The organism is Nitrospira sp. M1 (assembly GCF_965152605.1).
In genome coordinates this window covers 1-20998 of sequence record NZ_OZ224217.1, presented here as the reverse complement: position 1 = coordinate 20998, position 20998 = coordinate 1, and the positions used below count along the sequence as shown (strand labels likewise).

Below are 20998 nucleotides of genomic sequence, written 5' to 3'. Positions count from 1 at the left end.
ATCACGACCCCTCTCGTACAAGATAAGGGGGCTGTGAAAAAATGGAAAGTGGCCCTTTCGAATCCTCAGGTCCTCATAGATATTCTAACCACCATTCAACCAGGACCCGTCATGATTTAGACACATTCTTCACTTTTTGATACACCTTGAGACATGGCCGGTAATTGGGAACAAAGGCTTTCTTTCACTCCCCCATCCTGTTTCTTTCAATAAATCAATTAGTTGCGAATTTTAGCTTGAACGATTCGAGACGAATGGCTAAATGGCACTAAGGTTGCTCTCTTAAGTATCAACAGAATGAGGACGACGAAGAGGGAGTGAGGAAACCATCAATGGAATGGGTTCTAGTGATCATCGGAACGCTGACAGTTTTTGGGGAAGTCCGCACATTTTTGGGTTACGAACAAAAGGAGGAATGTGATGCGACAACACAACCGACCCTTAACCTATGATGAAAAAAAGGCGGCAGAAGCAGCTTTCAAGGGATTACCATGCGACCCGAATTGGTCCCAAGCAGCACACACCGTCTATGCAGGCATTTCTTCGGCAATGGGGAACAAACAGCATGAGGTCTTCCAAGAAGACCAACTTTTGCTGACGACCGTCGCGTAGGAAATAGGTCCAAATTTCCAGCAGTTGCTGCGATTTATTTGCCGAAAATTACACTGCCTCATGGATCACCTGCTCAAGCTCTCTTGACTGCAACGCGACATTCGAGAGATCGAGCAGGGCTATTCCTCCGACCTTCCATCATGTTTTTTGTCGGCTCCTATACTCCCATGTACGTGCTTGGAGCCGCCCATCCTCATAAGACCACGACATAACAGACACTTGAGACCTGTATCGCACAGAATATCCGTCTCGTGACGGATGCCGAGGTCTTTCAAGAGATAATGCATCCTTATGGAGCCATCAATCGGCGAGATGCTCTCTCCACATTGCGGTCATGACGCACCACGGTCTCGAGCGTATTTTGAGTTTTGATCTAGGCTTCGACGATTATCCGAATAACCGATCGACTTTGAAAACCAACTCCCAACGCGCCAGCGTTACCAACAGCTCATTCACAATCTCTGAATAACAATCCACGACAGATGATTAACCGAAAATCATTGCTCATGCCAGCCGCTCATACTTCTTGAGTTACCCTGTTCTCTCTTGCTCGCTCTATTCGGTTCCTCTCTAAGCATTACTTCATTGGCACGCTCAGTTCGAGTTGTGAGCAAGGACTGAACAAGACTAAGATATCGAAAAATCAATGCTAGGTTATCGGGTACAAACCAAAGCGGCTCGTCTCTAGGGCCGTGGCATGTTGGTTGTGCCTGGCAGTAACAACGAATACGAGCATTCGTCATCATTTGAAGGAGAAGACTATGCCAAAAATTGTGCGTTTTCATGAAACAGGGGAAGCGGACGTACTGAAAATAGAAGATCTGCCTTTGACGGAACCTGGTAAAGGCGAAGTTCGGCTCAAAGTCGAAGCAATCGGCCTCAACCGGGCAGAGGTCATGTTTCGGAGAGGCCAGTACTTGGAAACACCTACCTTCCCTTCGCGACTTGGCTACGAAGCTGCCGGAACGGTGGATGCAGTGGGGCCTGACACGAGCGGCATCCGAGTAGGCGACCGCGTGAGTACGATACCCTCGTTTTCCGTTGGCCAATATGGCGTGTACGGCGAAAGTGCCATCGTTCCAGCCTACGCCGTCGCACACTATCCTGAGAGTTTATCGTCTAGTGAAGGCGCAGCCATCTGGATGCAATACATAACGGCCTACGGAGCCCTTTTCGAATATGGGAAATTGAATGAGAACGACACCGTCCTGATTACAGCCGCCAGTAGTAGTGTGGGCCTTGCGGCCATTCAAATCACCAAGTCGTCGGGAGCCACCGCCATAGCGACGACTCGAGGCTCCGATAAAAAAGCATTTCTCTTAGAGGCCGGAGCCGATCACGTGATTGTGACAGAGGAAGAAGATCTCGTGAAGCAAGTGAATACACTCACTTCAGGAAAAGGCTGTCGCATCGTGTTTGATCCTGTCGCTGGCCCCACACTGGAAAAACTTGCAGAGGCAACAGCCCAAGAGGGAATCATCTTTGAATATGGAGCTCTCTCTCCAAACCCCACCCCTTTCCCTCTCCTCTCATCGCTATCGAAAGGGTTATCGATACGAGGCTACACATTATTTGAAATTGTCACCAATCCCGAACGACTCACGCGGGGAAAACAACATATCTACCAGGGTCTCGAATCTGGAAAACTACAGCCAATCATTGATCGCACATTTCCATTAGACGAGATCGTAGAAGCCCACCGCTACATGGAAGGCAATCAGCAAAAAGGAAAAATCGTCGTCACAGTGTAAAGGAAATCTCTTTTGAGCTCCGTATATACGGAATTAAAGAGTAGCCTATAATATCAATATTCATGCCTGACCCTATATCCTATATCTATATAGGAATTGTGTCGGTCGGTCTTCTTTCATATGGGCTAGCGGGAGACGCTGGGGGTAATACCATGAAAACTTTATTTTCCAAAAATAATGGTTCCCTTTTCTTAGCAAGACCGAGCTTGTTTTAAAAAAGGCGGGTAACGAGAATTCCAACGGGCTCGTCACCAGATGGGTGGTGCCACCACGGGTATATTCATTCCTTTGCGGGTAACTCCCGAAAATTCTTGCTTAAAATAAAAATTTTATTGATAATGAATTTAATTTCTCGGAGAGCCTCAATGAGAAGAAAAGCCATTAGGGTTTTAGCGATTCTTTCGTCAATAGTATTTCTATTATTAATTTACATAAGACTTTTCTTTTCTCGTCTTTTTGGTCTGCGTAACCTATTTAGCCTGCGAATCAACAACGCGAAGCCAGACGATGACCATCGGCAGGTTCCTGAAAAAAATCTAAGAGTCTTAAAATTCGTATTTTTCGTCAGAGGGCTACTACATAGAAATGATATCCTTAAAGACGTTGCCAATAGGAACCTTCATGAGGGAGCTGAGGTAATAAAATCAAAATATGCGCCAGCTATGCCCAAGGAAATTGAACGCGTTGACTATAAGCATATCAAGGAGGATGAAAAGGGATTTTGCTCTGAATATTTCCCAAACCCTAGACCTCTCATTATTACGGGAGCAAACATTGACCTATCCTTATGGTCTCTTGAAAGGTTTTTTCGTGATTTAGGTCAGGTCGATGTTTTGTTTAACAATTACTCTAGGGGTTCGTATCTTCGAAGACCTCTCCTTGCCTTAAAGGATACGACAGAACATCTGTACGTACACAACTGCGAAAAACTGTGGTCACATAAACCGGGCCTTCTCGACTCGTTGAAGCTGGATGAGATAGGCAACTTTCTTAATCGAGAGTTTTTTTCGGCCCAAATGTTCATTGGGAACAATAACTTGTCAGGAACCTATCTCCATTGTGCCAATAATTTCAATATTTTCTATCAGCTGAACGGATCCAAAAAATGGGAGTTTATCAACCCCGAATACACTTTTTTTACATATCCCCTAGTCTCTGGGGACAATGGGTATTTTGGAAGCCTTTATGACTGGTCTTCTGAGTTTAATGAACTCAATCTACCTCTCTTCCAATACTGTCCACGTTATGTCTCTGAGATCCACGCTGGAGAATTACTCCTTAACCCTCCTTGGTGGTGGCATTCAGTGTCTTCGTTAACCAAGGAAACAATTTCTGTATCTACTAGATGGGGGCCGATTGCGTTCTCAACTCTGGTCGGAAACCGGTGGCTTTCGAGAGATATCCCGGATACAAACCATATGCTGACCAGCTTGCAACTTTTTTCTCCAGCCATACTGACGGGATTAACGGAATCGGTTGACTATCTATTTCAAAGAAAACTGGGAAACGCGATCAAGGGCCCGAGCTCAAGGATCATTAAAGATTGGACTGTGTTTGAAGAAAAATCTCACGACAAATTAGCTGAAGAGCTCATTAACGGTAACATCTATCGCGAGTGGGGCATTGATATAAAGAAGCCAAGACTGGGAGGGGAATTATCTTCTACGTAAAACCAGTATTTTAAAAAAATACTCTCTACAGTAGTACACAAAACGCATTTTCGCTTTTACCTCTTCTATGAGTCTCTTTTTCACGTAATTTATTTTCTTAAAGTAGTCTTGTCATCTTCCTCTCCCATCCAGCCAAGGTCTTGAGGGCAAATCTAGTTTTATGAGTATATAGCGAATCCTCATACATTTCAGTCGAACCACCCTGACTTTCCCTGCGGAATGAAGGACTTCAAGGCATCGAAGTTCAGGGAATCGGCTATAGCTCAGCGCGGTACAATGTTTCAAGCAGTGGAAGTTATAGCCGCACCTTTGAACTTTCGCTTGTACGACATGTGTAGTTGCGCTCTGTCCGTGCTGTCAATTCAGGAAAACGTTATGGAATTTCGCTATAATTGAAACGCCTATAAACCGCTACGCTACTTTTCCCCTGCATTCCGTTTGAACAACCGTACATAGGACTCAGAGAGAAACAGGCGGTTGCATTGATGACCATTGAGTTCCTCTATTGATTTGAGAAATCAGATCTTCTTATGTCAATTCGGCACCATCAAATTGATATCAGGTTTTTTAAATATAAATTATCATGCCTGACCCCATTTAATTCCAACATGAAATTCATCGGCTAAAGACGCGAATGCCGTTCATGAAACGATACGGTGAAGTATGTTCGGGGTCAAGAACGAGGAATATCAGCAGGCACAAAGTTGAGTGAACTATAGTAATGAAGCAAGAAATATGAAATTAATAAAACTAGACTTGCTCCCCCATACTCTGGGATTACCCGCATCACGGATCGCTATAACCCAGCACCCAGCATGAATGATGACAGTGGATATTCCGCTGACATTGAAAATTGTCTTCCCTTCCTCAACAACATCATAATTCGTCAGACAAAGACGCGACTATAGTTGATGAAACGATGAGATATAGTGTGCTTATGTTCAAGGACTAGAAATCTAGTTGAGCAAAAGACTTACGCCAATTAACTTGTCTTGTGAAACAAACGTCTTGTCCATTTTTCTGACGCGATCTTTGTGCGTCTTGTCAACGAAGCCTTTACTCAGCTGAAGAAGATCCCTAAACCAAGAATTTGTGGCGAGCCGTCAGAGCATGTTCCCTATCAAAGCTAGCGCGGAGGACCACGTGGCGTGAGCCCGTGGGTGAAAGCGCTCCCCGCTGGAAGCGGGGCCTCCTTGCCATATGAAGGGGGTTGGATGACACTGGTGCATGGAGATTCGACTCAGTGCTCATGGTGCGTAGCAGCATCAATACCATGTGGTGTGGATTCCGAAGTATCGGCGACGCATTTTGCGGGGAGTGATCAAGCTCTTTGTGGAGGAGCATATATCGAAAATCCAGCGCTATCATCCTGATGGGGAGGTCAAACAATGGAGTGTGCAGGTTGACCACATTCATGTGGTGCTGGTGATTCCTCCGAAATATGCTGTCCCAAGTATTGTGGGCAAGATGAAAGCGAATGTGAGTCGGCAACTTCGACTTCGGTATCCCGAGCTGAAACGGACTTACTGGGGAGCCGTGTTGTGGTCCCCCGGGTTCTTCTCTTCGACCGTGGGCTTGAATGAGGCGGTGATCCGGCGGTACGTAGCTCATCAAGAGCAAGTAGATAAGGGGCACTTTCAGCTTGCATTTGAATTTTAAGTGCCACGCGGCGTAAGCCCGTGGGTATCTACTAAAAAAATTTTCTGATTAGGTTTTACCTTTCGTGTTGGCTTTGGTTTGTTATCAAAAAAATACAAAATGTATCGGTTTAGATAACATTTTTGATCGAGAATTAAATGACTTTAGTTTTATTTTTAAGTTCGTGCATGCGTATTTAAACCAATGAAACATTGCGAATCTCTCAATTGATTGCCCAATATTGCCTTATGGTCATAAAGGCATAAAAGTTGCTTCACTGATTGTCTGAGTGTTCTTCAAAACGAAGAAGGTATTCACCCCTCAATCTACTAAATTTTAATAATTTCTTAGGCGTGAATAGCGCAAGGAAATCCATGGCAGTCAAAAAGAAAACAAAAACTGTAAAGGCCAAGAGAGTTTTATCTACTGAGACACGATGTGAAGTCGGGATGTGTAATCCCCAAGGGGCTCAAGGGCTCAAGACCAACCTGAAAAAGGGAAGCACTCACAAGCTGATATCGCTAAAGGGACCAGGCTTGTTTCTTGCGGGACATGTATCGAAACAGGGTGGCGCGAATGATTTGACCTTTGTAACACTCCGTATCGATGGGAGTGTCGTGTTTTCTTTATCCTATGCTGCCGCCAGTAACTTGGGACTTACTCAAAACAACCCACGCGGGCTTGTTCTTCTAAAAGGAGGGCCCGTCCAAGAATTCACTTTTGGATGGCCCGTTCCTCTTACGTTCAAGAAAAGCTTAGAGCTTTCAGTACAAGTCGCAGAAGTAGGAGTTGCACAGATTGTTGCTAACGTCATCCGTGGTACTAGTGGATGAGGGTTGCGGCTTGTCTCATGCCTCAATACATTTCAAGAGGGGACTTTAGGTCAATTTATAAAGTAGACGCGCGAGCCAAAACAAAAAATGACCTTTTAAAAATTCTTATATTCAAGAACATGGTGTAGCGCCTGCAATTAATCGGACACGTATTTAGGAAGCCATCTTGGCCTTCCGGTTCCATTCCTGTCGCACTTGTTGGGGCGTACGGTATGCATGGCGTTGTAGAATCCAGTTCGCATTGTAGCGTTCTCTGAATTCGTACAGCGCCCCTCTCAAGTGCTCTTCATCGTCGTAATCCTGAAGCCACAACAATTGTTCCTTGAGCGTACGAAAGAATCGTTCGCTCACCCCATTACCTTCTGGACTTCGCACAAAGCTCGGAGATGCCTCCAGGCCAAGGAAGGCTAGCTCGGCCTGAAAGTCGTGACTGATATATTGACTGCCATGATCATGGCGCACGAGCACCCCCTTGGCGACTTTGGCCTCGTAGGTCCCAAACACATGGTTGACCGCTTGGCGAATGGGCTCTAAGGCTTCATGGCGTGTACCGTACTTGGCTGCATGAAGGCCGAGACACTCGCCGGTAAAGTGCTCAAGGACGGCAAAGACGGTCACCTGGCCCTGCTTGAGTGTCCACGTGGCTGTGGCATCTGTGCCCCACATCAGATTGGGAGCCATCGGAATAATTGACCCATCATGCACTCGGGGGCCGTTAGGCGACCCTCCTCGGACAGGCGCCAAGAGCTGATGTTGCCCCATAAGCCGCCGCACCCGTTCCTTGTCTGCTCGCAAGCCGCGATGCCGCAGTCGCGCCCACACCTTGCGATACCCTTCGCCAGGGAAGCTCACCTGTGACGACCCAGCGAGCACTTGCCTGATCGCGACCATCAAATCCTCATTACTCACCAGCGGACGTCGGCCACGCTGCTTGACCGCGTTCCCGGCAACTCGTCGACGTTGCAGCCAGTCATATACGGTTGAACGTGGGATGCCCCACACATCGCATATACGAGACCATCCATACCGGCGCTTTGTGGAAATCGAACAGGTCTCGCTCAACACTTCGATTTCCTCAAGTGCAAAGGGACGCCATCCTCCAGACGATCGATCTTTGCATACAGCAAGTCGTTATCCATAACCAGGGACCCCACCTTGGCTTTCAGCGACCGGTTCTCCGCTTCCAGAGCCTTCTCCTTAGCTGACTCGCCAGTATGAAAGGTGGCCTCGCCACCCTGCATGAAGCTCTCCTGCCATTTCTTGAGCACATACGCCGGCTGACCCGTCAGCCGACTCACTTCTTCCAGTGACGCCCCCTTAAGTAGAACAAGCACCACCTCGGCTTTCCGGCTAGCATTCCAACGCTTGTGTTTGCTGAGTTTCATCGACACCTCCAATTGCCATAAAATACGCAATTTAAAGTGTCCAATCAATTACCGAGGCAATCCAATGGGACCTTGGCAAGTAAAGAGTTAAGGTAACTACGTCTTATGAAACAAGCGAACCGACCCCTATTATTCCAGTGCGCATTAAATTCTTGATGGATCCCTCAGCGACAAAAGCCGAAAGATACTCTATAAGCTCGCTCGGTCTTCGCGACTCTGGTATCGGCGAGTGTCGATCATTACGACATTGCACTTTATTAAGGAAGGAGATTTCTCTGAAAACTTAAACTGGCTGGCCTATTGTTGAAAGACCCCGAAGATCTCATGCACAAAGCCGTAGGTTGGATGCTTCGTGAAGTAGGGAAAAAAGATCAACGAGTTTTTGAGGAGTTCTTGAAAACGCACTACCAACAGATGCCACGTACGATGCTCCGTTACGCTATTGAGAAGTTTCCACAAGAAAAAAGGGTAGAGTATTTGAAAGGACGCGTGTAAACCGTTCAGACTTATGACAAAAGATAGGTAGGTACCGAACTTATCAATTCAATAAAACTAGACTTGCCCCTAAGATCAAGGCGAGAGAATTGTCAGCAGTTTTTAGAGATGCCCTTAAAAGGTAATAATATAATGGACAATGTTCTCTAAGAAGTAATCACCTCATGCATTTGGTGTGAGATGGAAAAGATTCTCAGTGAGGAAAAACAGGTATAAGCAATAGAGGGTTCGAGTCTCGACATCTCCACTAACCTCTTTTCTCAAGCGCCACATTACCATTCAGCGATTATGATCGCCAAGCTTGCGTATACGCGAACAGGATTTTTAGGGACTTGTTGAGCGTATCCTGATCATTGTTCAACCATGCTTTCAGGGCAGCCACCAGACGTTGATCATGGCCAGCATAGTAAGCTTGCTGATATTCTTTAAAATCTTGGGTGCTGCCACTCTTTTGATGTTGGTCAACTAAGCAATCTGTTACGGTGGTTGTGAGAAGAGGCTCAAGTTCCTGGGCATGCCAAGGTTCCTTTCCAGGAGGCAGATCGACTTTATAACAACTTTCGTCCTCCTCACTATAACCTCCAAAAATCACACGTATGCGGCCCTCATGTAAAAACCAGCAAGCCCGAACTTCCCGCGATTTTTCAAGCAGCAGATGTGCATCGTTGCGCTCGTAATCAATCAAATATATTTGGCCCTCAATTCCCCAATCGTATTGTATGTATGTTGCGGCAATTATGAGGGGTTTCAAAGGGTGGAAGTCCAGATACTGAACATTTTCGTCTTCTTCTGGGGACCAACTAAAGAATGGCGTTAGATTTTCGCGCCTAAAGAGACCAACCCCGTGATCTGTGGACAGCGCCATAACCGACTGATCTGGATGGAAAAAACAGTGAGATATCTCGCAATAAGGGTCCTGAATACTAGACAGCCACTCTTGAAAAGTTTGCCGTATCCATTCATGTGCCTGTTGATCGAGGTACCTTGGACTTCTTTCCGCATACTTTTCTGGATCCATTGCGGCTAATTGGTCGTTGGCCCACTGCCTCACCGCTTCGTCGCGGTCATGGTCAGCCAGGCTGAGAAGCTGGCCTTCGAGGGTAGCGAACGACGAGTTTTCGCAAAGAAGGGACAATGCATTCCTCAATCCACCCAGGTGATGTATCAGCGCATCGAAGCCTTCAACTGCATCTAACCAATCGTCAGGATCGCTTTGAAGGATAATCAAATCGCGCAGAGCTGTGCTATCGCCAAGCCGTCCGCGAGCCTTGAGTAACTCTGCCCACGGATTAAGCCACTCCTCTGGCATGACAACCCCTTCACGAACCCAATTAACGATACCTTGCCACAGTGCTCTAAGCAAAGAGATATCAGGGGCCTCGCTCCAAGGGGTTCTTTCTTTGGCAATGGCACGATAACTATAAAGCTCTTGTACAATCGGCAACGCCTCTTGAACCCCACAGCGAGCGAGAGCGTCTAGGGCGGCTGAACGAATTTCCCCTGTGAGGGGCTTGGTCAGTAGGGGAAGCAATGGTTTGACGAGAGCCTGTTCGTTCCTGGCAGCCAAGTATCCCATCGCAGCTACTCGATCACCGAAATGGGCGTGATTGTCGAGTGCTACGCGTAACAAAAGTTTTCCCGAAGCATCTACTTCATTCAATACCTTAACCAGGGTTTGCCGGGCGTCATAGTCTAATCCATGAGTGACCGACACACCATACTCTTGTTGCATGATGGCCCATCGAATTGCCTCAGGGTCTTCACGTCCCAAGGTGAGGAGCTTGGGGTATATGTCCTTGATTCGTTCCTGAATAACGGAATCATCGATGGTCTCGTCGGGAAGAGGCGCAAAGAAGTCAGAGACAAGAACTGTACGAAGTTGTAGGCGAGTACTTGACCTCATGAGCATGCAATGAAAAAGTAGTAATAATTTGAAAATCACATAACAAACAAAAGTGGTTCTGTCGCAAATACTATATTAAGACAAAAAGATTACAATTTCTGATCGCCACTACGCGGCGAGTGTATAGAACTATTCGATGAACAATCGCTTCTCTCCATTTGGGGTCTTCATCTGTTCTTTCTTGATCATCGCTATCACTTCGATCCCCGCTAACGTCTCCCACATTCAACAAGGAAGTGCACCACGGGCTTCGCGAAAGACTTCATAGGGGGTTCGATAGCCTCAACACTTTCGAGGTCGATTGTTGAGAAGCTTTTCAATACGGTTCAAGGCAGCCGGTCCCAGGTGGTGAAAATTCGTGCCTTTGGGCAAGAACCGCCGAATCAATCCATTCACCTGCTCCACACTGCCTTTCTCCCAACTGTGATATGGGGCACCGAAGAAGGACTGCGAGCGCAGAGCTTCATTGATTTCTTCATGGCAGGTATTTTCACTGCCATTCTCATAGGTGATGGATTGTCTCAGGACACTCGGGTATCTTGTCAAACGACGAAGGATGGCCTTGCGAGTTGCGGCGGCCCTCTTCTGTGCCAAGAAACTGATATGGGTCACGCGACTCTTGCGCTCAACCAAGACATTTAAGCCATGGGTGCGATTGCCGGCCACCAGCATATCCGCTTCCCAATGGCCATAGGCTCGGCGCGTGGTCGCTGCCCAAGGACGCTGTGCTAGGCCGGTTCGTAGGGCGCTCGCCAGTTTTCCGATACGGCCGCTTCGATTTTCGCTTCGGGTGGTGTCGGGGCAGTGAGGCAATCAAGTCGGGCGTACCCTGATAAATATATTGATAAATGGCTTCGTGGCACACCGCAGGCAGAAGCCTCTGCTGTTTTAAGCGCCCCGCAATCAATTCCGGGGTCCACCCGATTTGTAATTGCTGCTGCACATAGGCTCGGACCTGTTTCGACTTTAAGCGCTCGCGCTTTGCGCGACGGTGGAGCCGAGAGCCAGCGAGGAGCTGAGCCCCGCGTGGGAAATACGGTTGCCGAAACCAGCAATTTCGTCTCAATTCCCGGCTGATGCTCGTATGACTCCGCCGTAAGCGGCGGCCCATTTCCCTGAGACTGAGCCGTTCTTTCCGCCACCAATAGATGAGCGTCCGTTCTTTGTGATCGAAATGCGTATAATGCTTTCCCATACACCACCTCCTGTTTCTATAGGATAAAGTGGTGCACTTCATTTTAGAATATGGGGGTGATGGATTGTCTCAGGACTAGGGGTCAAGACTAGCTTTATTAGTTTAGAAAATTTTTATCACGGCACCGCTTTACCTTCACTCCTCGCTTGAAAAACCCAACAGAGAGCTAAAGATAAACAGGCGGTTGCGGTTGAACACCGTGAGTTCATGTAAGATTCCCCGTGTTACTAGATCTCTGAATAATGCTGATGTATTAATTTGCGTGTGAAACTTGCCTCGCACGTATTTCTCCCTGATGATTGGCGTATACTGAGAAGTATGTGCATTGTTGCGTTGTTTCTTCGGTATATTGCAGGGGCGTGGTTCTCAATGAGTTCATTTAGACATTGGCTATATTTCAAAACTAACTGGTTTGTGGGTTTATATCGGTAGTGTTTACATGTATTTGTGCCTTTGAAGTTTTATGCATCAACCGATATTATCATATGCATAGAGAATGGAGGGATATATGAGAACGACCCTTGACTTTCCAGAGAGCCTCTTGCGCGATGCCATGAAACTGACGCGGATGGAAACCAAAACGGGAGTGATCGTTTTGGCGCTCAAAGAATTGATCAGAAAAGCGAAGATTCAGGACCTCAAGCAATTCAGAGGACAAATTGACCTCAAGATCGATCTGGATAAGATGCGTCATCGTCATTCATGAATATTGCTGAGTTGGTCCCATTCCTTCAATTGAAGAAGCAAGCCAAAGTTATTACATTGCTTCAAGTCATCCGGCGACTGCCCCTTGAAATAGACTGGGAAGAAATTATCGATTTTCAAGTGAAATGTTTGAATCGCGGCGCAAATGGAATTGGTATTCCCGATTTGATTATTGCGCAAAATGCCAGAAAGCATCGCTGCAAAATCTACTCCCTTGATAAGCACTTTCGACTGCTCCAAAACGTGCTTCATGTGAAGCTCTTCAAAAACTGAAGAAGTAAAGCTTTAAATCTTGGGACAAGTCTAGTTTTATAGGTTTCATAGAAACACTAACTTTTCACAAACACACTTCAGAATCGTACGCCGAAGGTCAGACTGGGCATCACATTGGTATCGTTATAGCCACGTCCATGATCCAAATCTGTAAAATTCAACAAAAAATCACTTGTAAATGCCAGCTGAGAATTGATTTGATAATCCATGCCAACGCCCAATGGAATAAGAAACGAGGTATCCGCTGGCCCAGGATCGGCATGGACAAATCCGATACCTGCTTGAAATATAACCTTGAGTCGATTGTCCGTTTCTGAAATGGGAATCGTATATTTGCCTTGTCCAGAAAATCCTACCTGCGTGAGATCACCCGTAAACCCCAACTGCAGAAGCGGCCCAACGGACACGCGTTCATTCAAATTGGCATCGACATGTAAATTGAGGGCAAAGGCCGTACCGTCAGGAGTATTGGCTAAATACCCGATAGCCCCACCCGCACTCCACGATTTTTCTGGCAATGGTTCATCATCTGCTAGTGCCCAGCTTGGTATCATGATCATGCTCAAACTGAACAACATGACCATTCCAGTCGCTAGACCCCACCCCCACTTTCCTGTGTTTTGATTCACTCTCATTTACTCAAACCTCCTCTAAAAAAATATTCCATGGACTTCAACATAAGATTTATTCCCTTGATAAGCACTTTCGACTGCTTCATGACGTGCTTCATGTGAAACTTTTCAAAAACTGAGGAAATGATGCTTCCTAACAAGCTTGGCAGGTGTAGGAGTATTAGTGGAAGGTTACAATACTTTAGAAGCCGTTACTCGCCATCGTCTGAGCCATCTACTTCAGGCTCCAACGCCGGTTGTCCGTTGGCCTCTTGGGTATCTAACTCAGCGTTCTCAGGGACTTCGGCAATCATGAGTTTGGCGACGCCGACCACGCGATCGTCTTGGGACATATCGATTAATCGCACGCCCTGAGAATTTCTTCCAATTTCTCGAAGATCGCCGATGCGCATACGCAGGACCATCCCTTCGGCAGTCATCATCATAATGTCATCGGTATCGGTCACTTGATGAAAGGAGACGGCAGGACCATTCTTCTCCGTGACTTTTACACTGATGACCCCTTTGCCCGCACGAGATTGTGCGCGATACTCGGAGGCTTGCGTACGCTTACCGTAGCCTTTTTCCGTCACCGTTAACACGGACGAGACGGAGTCGGGGTATAAGGATGTCATCCCGATGACGTGATTCCCTTCTTCCAGGTTGATACCTCTTACGCCTCGCGCGGTTCGCCCCATTGACCGGACATCGGCTTCCTTGAAGCGAATAACAAGGCCAAGACGTGTTCCTAACACAATGTCTTGTTGGCCATCGGTGAGTTCCACGCCAATCAGCTTGTCGCCTTCATCGAGTGTCAACGCAATGATTCCACCCTGTCGAGGATTCGAGTAGGCGGACAACTGGGTTTTCTTGATCGTGCCTTGACGCGTGGCCATGACGATATATTGATCGCTGCGAAACTCTTTCACCGATAACGTTACCGTCACTTTTTCGTCTGGAGCCAGGGCGAGCAAGTTCACCATGGCTTTGCCCTTCGTAGCGCGCCCGACGTCCGGCAGTTGGTACACCTTGAGCCAGTAGACCTTTCCGGCGTCGGTAAAGAAGAGCAAATGATCATGGGTTGAGGCACTAAAGATTTTTTCGACAAAATCTTCGTCGCGCACACCCATTCCGATCTTGCCTTTGCCTCCACGGTTTTGCGCTCGATAAATCGAGGCAGGGTTTCGTTTGATATAGCCGGCATGCGAAATCGTAACGATAACTTCTTCTTCCGCAATAAGGTCTTCGAGTTGAATGTCGGCTTCTACCGGAACGATGCGCGTTCGCCGTTCATCCGTATACGCGTCTCTGATTTCGTGCAACTCATCTTTGATAATTTGCCGAACACGTGTGTCTGAATCGAGAATTTCTTTTAGCTCGAGGATTTTGGCCTTTATCTCTTGATATTCCTGGGCTAATTTGTCTTGTTCCAGTTGCGTCAAGCGTTGCAACCGCATATCCAAAATTGCGTTGGCCTGAAGTTCGCTAAGCGCAAATTGTTCCATTAACCCATGACGAGCCACGTCCGGGGCGCTGGCTCCTCGAATCAGGGCGATAATTGCATCGAGATTCGATAAGGCAATTGTTAAGCCCTCGAGAATATGCGCGCGTTCTTCAGCCTTTCGAAGATCAAAGGCTGTGCGACGAATGACGACTTCACGGCGATGCTCAATAAAGGCCGCGAGAATCTGTTTGATATTGAGAACCTCTGGGCGATTGTGTACCAAGGCCAACATGATGACCCCAAAAGTCGTCTGCATCTGAGTATGCTTGTACAACTGATTCAGCAACACGATGGCAGGTTCGTTTTTCTTGAGTTCCACCACGACGCGCAGCCCATCACGATCCGACTCATCCCGAAGATCAGAAATGCCCTCGATTCGTTTGTCATGAATAAGTTCGGCAATCTTCTCAAGTAGCCTCGCCTTATTCACTTGATACGGAAGCTCCGTCACGATAATGCGGGCACGGTCTGTTTTTTCATCGGTTTCGATATCGGCTTTGGCCCGAACGGTCAGCAACCCACGTCCAGTATGATAGGCATCTTTGATCCCTTGCGTGCCGTAAATAAATCCGGCCGTTGGAAAATCAGGACCTGGGATAATCTCCATGAGCTCGTCAATGCTCATATCGGGACGGTCAATGAGTTCAATCAGCGCACTGGTGACTTCGCCTAGATTATGCGTGGGGATATTGGTCGCATAGCCGACGGCAATGCCCCCGGCTCCATTAATCAGCAGACTGGGAACTTTGGCAGGCAGGACAAGCGGCTCGACACTCGACTCATCGTAGGTTGGCGTGAAATCAACCGTCTCCTTGTCGATGTCGACCAGCATTTCCTGCGCGATTTTGGTAAGCCGCGCCTCGGTATACCGCATGGCTGCCGGTGGATCACCATCAACCGACCCATAATTCCCCTGACCATCCACCAGGGTGTAGCGCATGTTGAAGGGCTGCGCCATACGCACGAGCGTATCGTAAATTGCCGAGTCTCCATGGGGATGGTAATTACCCATGATTTCCCCGACGATTTTGGCAGACTTTCTATAGGGCCGGTTGGCCGCCAAGCCCATTTCATTCATGCCATAGAGGATTCGGCGATGAACCGGCTTCAAGCCATCGCGAACATCCGGCAAGGCACGTCCGACGATTACGCTCATCGCGTAATCGAGATAGGACAGACGCATTTCGTCTTCGATGGCAATCTGTGTCAAACGGTCTTCAGTGGGCATGGTGATTCCGCAAATGCAAAAGGAAAATTGAAAATTTTAAAATGGGTTCTTAGGATTTTGTATCGAATTTGACTTTGCAATTTTCATTTTGACTTTTTCACTAAATTCCTACACATCAAGGTTACGCACTTCCAGGGCATGTTGTTGAATAAAGTTTCGACGCGGTTCTACTTCATCTCCCATGAGAATCGTGAAGATTTCATCGACTCCCGTCATGTCTTCAAGTTTCACTTGTAACAGTGCGCGCGTTTCTGGATTCATCGTGGTTTCCCACAACTGATTCGGATTCATTTCCCCTAACCCTTTGTAACGCTGAAATGATAACCCTTTTTTCCCTGTAGCCAGGATAGCCTGCACAAGGTCGTCGGAGGTCGCGAATTCGGATTCGACGTCTTTGGATTTCATTTTATACATGGGCTTTCCAAGTCCCATGGCCGTGGGGCTGAGTTTTTGCAATTCTCGAAAATCAGCTGACCCGATTAAATCATGGGTTAACGTCAACGTATGTATCATGCCATTCGTTGGGACACGACAGAGTACGGAATGTGTGTTGTGTTCCTCGTCTTCACGAATTTCCATGGTGATTCGTGATTGAGGATACGCCTTTTCCAACGCGCTTTTGACTTCAGCAATGACCGCGTCAAGTTGTGCTCGATCTTTCAAGAGATCCCGGTCTAACGTTTGCTGATCAACAAAGGCTCGCAAGATTCCCGTTTCATATTGTTTCTTCCCAAATCGGTTCAAGAGGTCTTCAAAGGCAATGAGGTTTTTGAGAAGGGGCAGGAGTTCATCTTGCGTCACATAGGTATTCTCACGATCAACAAAGACTTCGACATCTTCAACCGCCAGCCCGGAAAGATAGTCATTCAAGGCGTTATCGTCTTTCAGGTACTGTTCGCTCTTGCCTTTTTTCACTTTATAAAGTGGCGGTTGCGCAATATAGATATAGCCACTTTCTAACAGCTCATGCATTTGGCGAAACAAAAAGGTGAGCAGGAGGGTTCGAATATGGCTGCCGTCTACATCGGCATCCGTCATCAGAATGATCTTATGATAACGGGCTCGATTGATATCGAAGACCTCTTTATCGTCTTTCCCCTTTTCTGACTCTTCCCGTCTTCGCCCGATTCCTGTACCTAAGGCCATGATCAGCGTGCGGATTTCTTCACTGGACAACATCTTGTCGAAGCGGGCTTTCTCAACATTCAAGATTTTTCCTTTGAGTGGGAGAATCGCTTGAAATTTCCGGTCTCGGCCTTGTTTTGCCGAACCACCGGCCGAGTCACCTTCGACGATGAAGAGTTCGCTCAAGGCTGGATCTTTTTCTGAGCAATCCGCAAGTTTACCAGGCAGTGACCCACCATCTAAGGCCCCTTTTCTGCGGATGAGGTCTTTGGCTTTCCTGGCAGCTTCCCGAGCTCTCGCCGCATCAATCGCTTTTCCGATAATCTTTTTGGCGACTGGAGGATTTTCTTCGAAATAGATCCCGAGCGCTTCATTGACTGCCGCCTCGACTACGCCCTTCACTTCACTGTTTCCAAGTTTGGCCTTTGTTTGTCCTTCGAATTGTGGATTCCGGACTTTCACGCTAATGACAGCCGTTAACCCTTCACGAACGTCATCGCCGGAAAGAGAATCAACTTCTTTTTTCAAGAAATCATTGGCGGAGGCATAGGAGTTAATCGTTCTCGTTAGCGCCGCCTTGAATCCAATCAGATGTGTTCCGCCTTCTCGCGTATTGATATTGTTGGCAAAGGAAAACAGGTTTTCAGCATAGCCAACATTAAATTGCAATGCGACCTCAAGAATCATCTCCGGCTTTTCGGTTTCAATCACGATCGGTTTATGAAGAGGCGTCTTGGCTTCATTGAGATGTTCGACAAACGAGACGATCCCGCCCTCATAGCAAAACTCCTGTTCCTTCTCTTTTTCTTTACGCTGATCCACGAGATGAATCGCGAGGCCTTTATTGAGGAAGGCTAACTCTCGAAGTCGTCGTGCCAGCACATCAAAGCTGAATTCCACCGTTTCAAAAATCTGTGCATCTGGCATAAACGTGATCTTCGTCCCACGCTTTTTGGTCTTTCCCGTTGTGGCTAGTGGTTCCACGGGAATTCCGCGAAGATACCGCTGTTCAAAGACCTGTTCATTTTGCCAAATTTCCAATTCCAGCCATTCTGACAAGGCATTCACAACTGAAATACCCACTCCATGGAGTCCACCCGAGACGGTGTACGCCCCTTGCTCAAACTTTCCTCCAGCATGGAGGACTGTGAGAGCCACTTCTGCCGCCGATTTTTTTTGAGTGGAATGCATGCCCGTCGGAATGCCGCGCCCGTTGTCTGCCACCACCACGCTTCCATCGAGCTGGATCGTGACGTGGATTTCTTTGCCAAACCCGGCCATATGCTCGTCGACGCAATTGTCCACCACCTCATACACGAGGTGATGCAAGCCATCGGGTCCCGTACTCCCAATGTACATCGCCGGCCGCTTTTGCACGGCTTCGAGGCCTTCAAGGACACGGATTTGATCGGCGTCATATTGTTCTTTTGACGATCCCAATCCACTGGTCTGGACGTTACGTGGTTCCGGTATTTCCGAAGATTCCATAAATTTCAATGTAGACGATGTCGTAAGTGAAAAATATTCCCGAGCGTTCAAAGACCTCTAGACTTTTACCGGCATAACCACGGCTTTGAATTTGGGATTCCCGTGCTCCTGAATTAGACACGGGCTCAGTGGTGTTTCCATTTGCAAGGTGAGGGCTTCACCCTCTATTGCGCTTAATACATCAAGAAGGTACCGCGCATTAAACCCGGTAGAAAAATCTTCTCCCTGATGTTCGGCTGAAATTTCTTCGTTGGCTTCACCAAGGTCTGGATTACTCGATGATAAATGAATACGGTCTTGTGTAAAGGAGAGTTTAATGGCATATGACTTATCTTTAGACAGTAACGACACACGTCGAATGGCGCCTTCAAAATCATCACGCATGATCTTTATTTTTTGTGGACTTTCCTTCGGCATGACCTGTTGATAGTTCGGATAGGCCCCTTCCATCACGCGTGAGGTTAACACGAGTCCGCTTTTCCGAAAGATCACCATATTTTTCGTGAAGCCAATAAGCGGTTCATTGTTATCTTCTTCCAAAAGACGTCGAATCTCTATCGCGGCCTTCTTGGGAATAATGACTTTCGTTTCTGGGGATGGTAACGAGGCTTGCTCAATGGTCACCTCTTCTTCCGCCATAGCAAGCCGATGTCCATCGGTCCCGACCAGACGAAGGATGGCAGTGTTTGCCTTTCCACTACTGAGCGAGACTAACACACCATTAAGGACGTACCGCGTGTCATTATCTCCAACAGCAAAGATCGTCCGTCGGATTAACTCTAAAAGCCCGGCTGCAGGAAGGGGAATCAATCCATCACGTTCTATGGCTGGGAGACTGGGATAGTCTTGGCTGGGCAGCCCAACCACACGAAATTCACTTCGTCCGGCTTTAATGGTCACCCAACTATTCTCAGCGACATGCAGCTGAATTTCCTGTTCCTTTATTTCTTTTAAAATTTCAAATAGCTTTCGAGCCGAAAACGTAACAGAGCCAGGTTCTTCGACTGTGGCCTTATATAAACCGCGCATGGCTAATTCGAGATCCGTGGCAAGGATATCAAGCCCTTCAGCCTTCGCTTCCAAAAGAATATTTGCAAGAATGGGCATCGTATTTCGCTTCTCAACCACTCCCTGCACTCGTTGAAGTGCGGTGAGGAGATCTTGGCGCTGTATTCTGACCTTCATGTCATAACTCTCCCAGGCTATCCTTTACCGATTTCTTCTTTGAGACTCGCTATCGTCGTTCGTAAAACCGAGTCGGATTCAAGTGATTTCTGAATTTGCTTACAAGCATGAATGATGGTGGTGTGGTCTTTTCCCCCAAAGGCACGACCAATTTCCGGAAACGACGCGTCTGTCAGTTCTCGACTGAGAAACATGGCGACTTGACGTGGGTGAACAAGCGTTTTCGTACGACGTTTCGATTTTAAATCTGACACTTTGACATGAAAGCGTGTCGCCACAATTTCTTGAATATCCTCAACTGTAATAACATTCCGCTTTCCACCCAGCAGGTCACGCAGTACATTTTTGGCCATTTCAACGGTGATCGCTTGGCCTGTCAGCGAGGCGTACGCACCCAATCGAATTAACGCGCCTTCTATTTCCCGTATATTACTTTTTAAATTGGCCGCCAACAATTGAATGACATCTTCAGATATTCCAACTCCCTCTTCTTCCGATTTTTTCCGCAAGATCGCAATCCGCGTTTCCACATCTGGTTGCTGGAGATCGGCAATTAATCCCCATTCGAAACGCGAACGAAGACGCTCTTCCATAGAAGGCATCTCCTTTGGAAAACGATCACTTGATAAAACAATTTGTTTTCTCGCTTCATAGAGCGAGTTGAACGTATGGAAGAATTCCTCTTGTGTTCGCTCTTTGCCGGCAAGAAATTGAATGTCATCAATGAGGAGCATATCGACATTTCGATAACGCCGACGTAATTCTATCATTTTGTCATAGCGAATTGAATTTATCACCTCATTTGTAAATTGTTCTGTGGTGACATAGGCAATTCTGAGTTCTCCACTTTTCGCAACAAAATTTCCAATAGAATGAAGCAGATGAGTCTTTCCAAGACCCACACCCCCATAAATAAAGAGTGGGTTATAGGCCAGGGCAGGAGATTCTGCCACGGCTCTACTTGCAGCATGGGCAAATTGATTGCTAGCTCCAACAACAAAATTATCAAATGTGTATTTCGGATTAGGAAGAGGTATTTTCTTATTTCGACTCGAGGAAGGCTTTTGGTCTCGTACTGGAGCTTGAGAAGCAGGAACTTTCAGAAGATGCGTATCTTCGTTGGCATCCCTGACAATGAAATCCACTTCTACCGGATCTGAAAGTCCTCCGACAATTTGAATAGCCTCGGCTAGAACGTCTAAGTAATTTCGACTCAGCCATTCTCCGAAAAACTTATTAGGGACTGAAATCCTAGCCTTTCTCCCATCCATCCCTTCAAAAAGCAGAGGGTTAAACCACGTCTCTAGGACTTCGCCTCCGACACGTGACTGAAGAAAGTCTAATACCTGTCTCCAGGTATCTTGATAACTGTCTCCTAAAGAATTCAATTTATTCAC

Annotated in this window: 16 protein-coding genes and 2 pseudogenes; 8 read left to right on the top strand and 10 right to left on the bottom strand. The window is 47.1% G+C overall.

The window, feature by feature from the left end; all coding sequences use genetic code 11:
- Positions 1 to 420 precede the first annotated feature (420 nt).
- The 5 genes from ACWHX8_RS00090 (at position 421) to ACWHX8_RS00070 (ending at position 6504) form a co-directional block, all read left to right on the top strand.
- Positions 421 to 612 carry a hypothetical protein gene (locus ACWHX8_RS00090; protein ID WP_447969941.1) on the top strand — a complete coding sequence of 64 codons (192 nt, stop codon included), beginning with the start codon at positions 421 to 423 and terminating at the stop codon, positions 610 to 612.
- 761 nt (positions 613 to 1373) lie between these two features.
- The gene (locus tag ACWHX8_RS00085) at positions 1374 to 2363 is read left to right on the top strand and encodes a zinc-dependent alcohol dehydrogenase family protein (RefSeq protein ID WP_447969940.1); all 990 of its coding nucleotides are present in this window, start codon (positions 1374 to 1376) and stop codon (positions 2361 to 2363) included.
- Between the two features lie 365 nt (positions 2364 to 2728).
- A complete protein-coding gene (locus ACWHX8_RS00080; protein ID WP_447969939.1) occupies positions 2729 to 4033 on the top strand; it encodes a cupin-like domain-containing protein in 1305 nt (434 codons plus the stop codon).
- 1275 nt (positions 4034 to 5308) lie between these two features.
- A complete protein-coding gene (gene tnpA, locus ACWHX8_RS00075) occupies positions 5309 to 5692 on the top strand; it encodes an IS200/IS605 family transposase (protein ID WP_447969938.1) in 384 nt (127 codons plus the stop codon).
- 353 nt (positions 5693 to 6045) lie between these two features.
- Positions 6046 to 6504 carry a hypothetical protein gene (locus tag ACWHX8_RS00070; protein WP_447969937.1) on the top strand — a complete coding sequence of 153 codons (459 nt, stop codon included), beginning with the start codon at positions 6046 to 6048 and terminating at the stop codon, positions 6502 to 6504.
- A 153-nt stretch (positions 6505 to 6657) separates the two neighbouring features.
- On the opposite strand, the gene ACWHX8_RS00065 is transcribed toward ACWHX8_RS00070, so the two are convergent.
- Together ACWHX8_RS00065 and ACWHX8_RS00060 are read right to left on the bottom strand one after the other, a co-directional pair.
- The gene (locus ACWHX8_RS00065) at positions 6658 to 7569 is read right to left on the bottom strand and encodes a transposase (RefSeq protein ID WP_447968140.1); all 912 of its coding nucleotides are present in this window, start codon (positions 7567 to 7569) and stop codon (positions 6658 to 6660) included.
- A complete protein-coding gene (locus ACWHX8_RS00060) occupies positions 7563 to 7889 on the bottom strand; it encodes a transposase (RefSeq protein WP_447968141.1) in 327 nt (108 codons plus the stop codon). Before ACWHX8_RS00060 ends, ACWHX8_RS00065 begins: the two co-directional genes overlap by 7 nt.
- A 148-nt stretch (positions 7890 to 8037) precedes the next feature.
- Between ACWHX8_RS00060 and ACWHX8_RS00055 the strand changes: the two are divergent.
- Positions 8038 to 8384, top strand: a pseudogene (locus ACWHX8_RS00055) (DNA alkylation repair protein).
- A 286-nt stretch (positions 8385 to 8670) separates the two neighbouring features.
- On the opposite strand, the gene ACWHX8_RS00050 reads toward ACWHX8_RS00055, so the two are convergent.
- From ACWHX8_RS00050 to ACWHX8_RS00040, 3 genes and pseudogenes are all read right to left on the bottom strand, one after another.
- Positions 8671 to 10287, bottom strand: coding sequence for a hypothetical protein (locus ACWHX8_RS00050; RefSeq protein WP_447969936.1), 1617 nt, complete (start codon positions 10285 to 10287; stop codon positions 8671 to 8673).
- A 282-nt stretch (positions 10288 to 10569) separates the two neighbouring features.
- The gene (locus ACWHX8_RS00045; protein ID WP_447969935.1) at positions 10570 to 11100 is read right to left on the bottom strand and encodes an IS30 family transposase; all 531 of its coding nucleotides are present in this window, start codon (positions 11098 to 11100) and stop codon (positions 10570 to 10572) included.
- Between the two features lie 253 nt (positions 11101 to 11353).
- A pseudogene (locus ACWHX8_RS00040) lies at positions 11354 to 11482 on the bottom strand (helix-turn-helix domain-containing protein); the annotation flags it as partial.
- A 508-nt stretch (positions 11483 to 11990) separates the two neighbouring features.
- On the opposite strand from ACWHX8_RS00040, the gene ACWHX8_RS00035 reads away from it, so the two are divergent.
- Together ACWHX8_RS00035 and ACWHX8_RS00030 are read left to right on the top strand one after the other, a co-directional pair.
- Positions 11991 to 12188, top strand: coding sequence for a type II toxin-antitoxin system VapB family antitoxin (locus ACWHX8_RS00035; protein ID WP_447969934.1), 198 nt, complete (start codon positions 11991 to 11993; stop codon positions 12186 to 12188).
- Complete coding sequence (locus ACWHX8_RS00030) at positions 12185 to 12460, top strand: PIN domain nuclease (RefSeq protein WP_447969933.1); 276 nt, start codon at positions 12185 to 12187, stop codon at positions 12458 to 12460. Before ACWHX8_RS00035 ends, ACWHX8_RS00030 begins: the two co-directional genes overlap by 4 nt.
- Before the next feature lie 77 nt (positions 12461 to 12537).
- Here ACWHX8_RS00030 and ACWHX8_RS00025 read toward each other — a convergent pair whose 3' ends face one another.
- From ACWHX8_RS00025 to dnaA, 5 genes are all read right to left on the bottom strand, one after another.
- On the bottom strand, positions 12538 to 13095 hold the full coding sequence (locus ACWHX8_RS00025; RefSeq protein ID WP_447969932.1) for a hypothetical protein: 558 nt from the start codon (positions 13093 to 13095) through the stop codon (positions 12538 to 12540).
- Positions 13096 to 13283: 188 nt separating this feature from the next.
- A complete protein-coding gene (gene gyrA, locus ACWHX8_RS00020; RefSeq protein WP_447969931.1) occupies positions 13284 to 15803 on the bottom strand; it encodes a DNA gyrase subunit A in 2520 nt (839 codons plus the stop codon).
- Positions 15804 to 15911: 108 nt separating this feature from the next.
- Complete coding sequence (gyrB, locus tag ACWHX8_RS00015) at positions 15912 to 18416, bottom strand: DNA topoisomerase (ATP-hydrolyzing) subunit B (protein ID WP_447969930.1); 2505 nt, start codon at positions 18414 to 18416, stop codon at positions 15912 to 15914.
- 57 nt (positions 18417 to 18473) lie between these two features.
- Positions 18474 to 19601: a DNA polymerase III subunit beta gene (dnaN, locus tag ACWHX8_RS00010; RefSeq protein ID WP_447969929.1), complete on the bottom strand. Its 1128-nt coding sequence runs from the start codon at positions 19599 to 19601 to the stop codon at positions 18474 to 18476.
- A 17-nt stretch (positions 19602 to 19618) separates the two neighbouring features.
- Positions 19619 to 20998, bottom strand: coding sequence for a chromosomal replication initiator protein DnaA (gene dnaA / locus ACWHX8_RS00005; RefSeq protein ID WP_447969928.1), 1380 nt, complete (start codon positions 20996 to 20998; stop codon positions 19619 to 19621).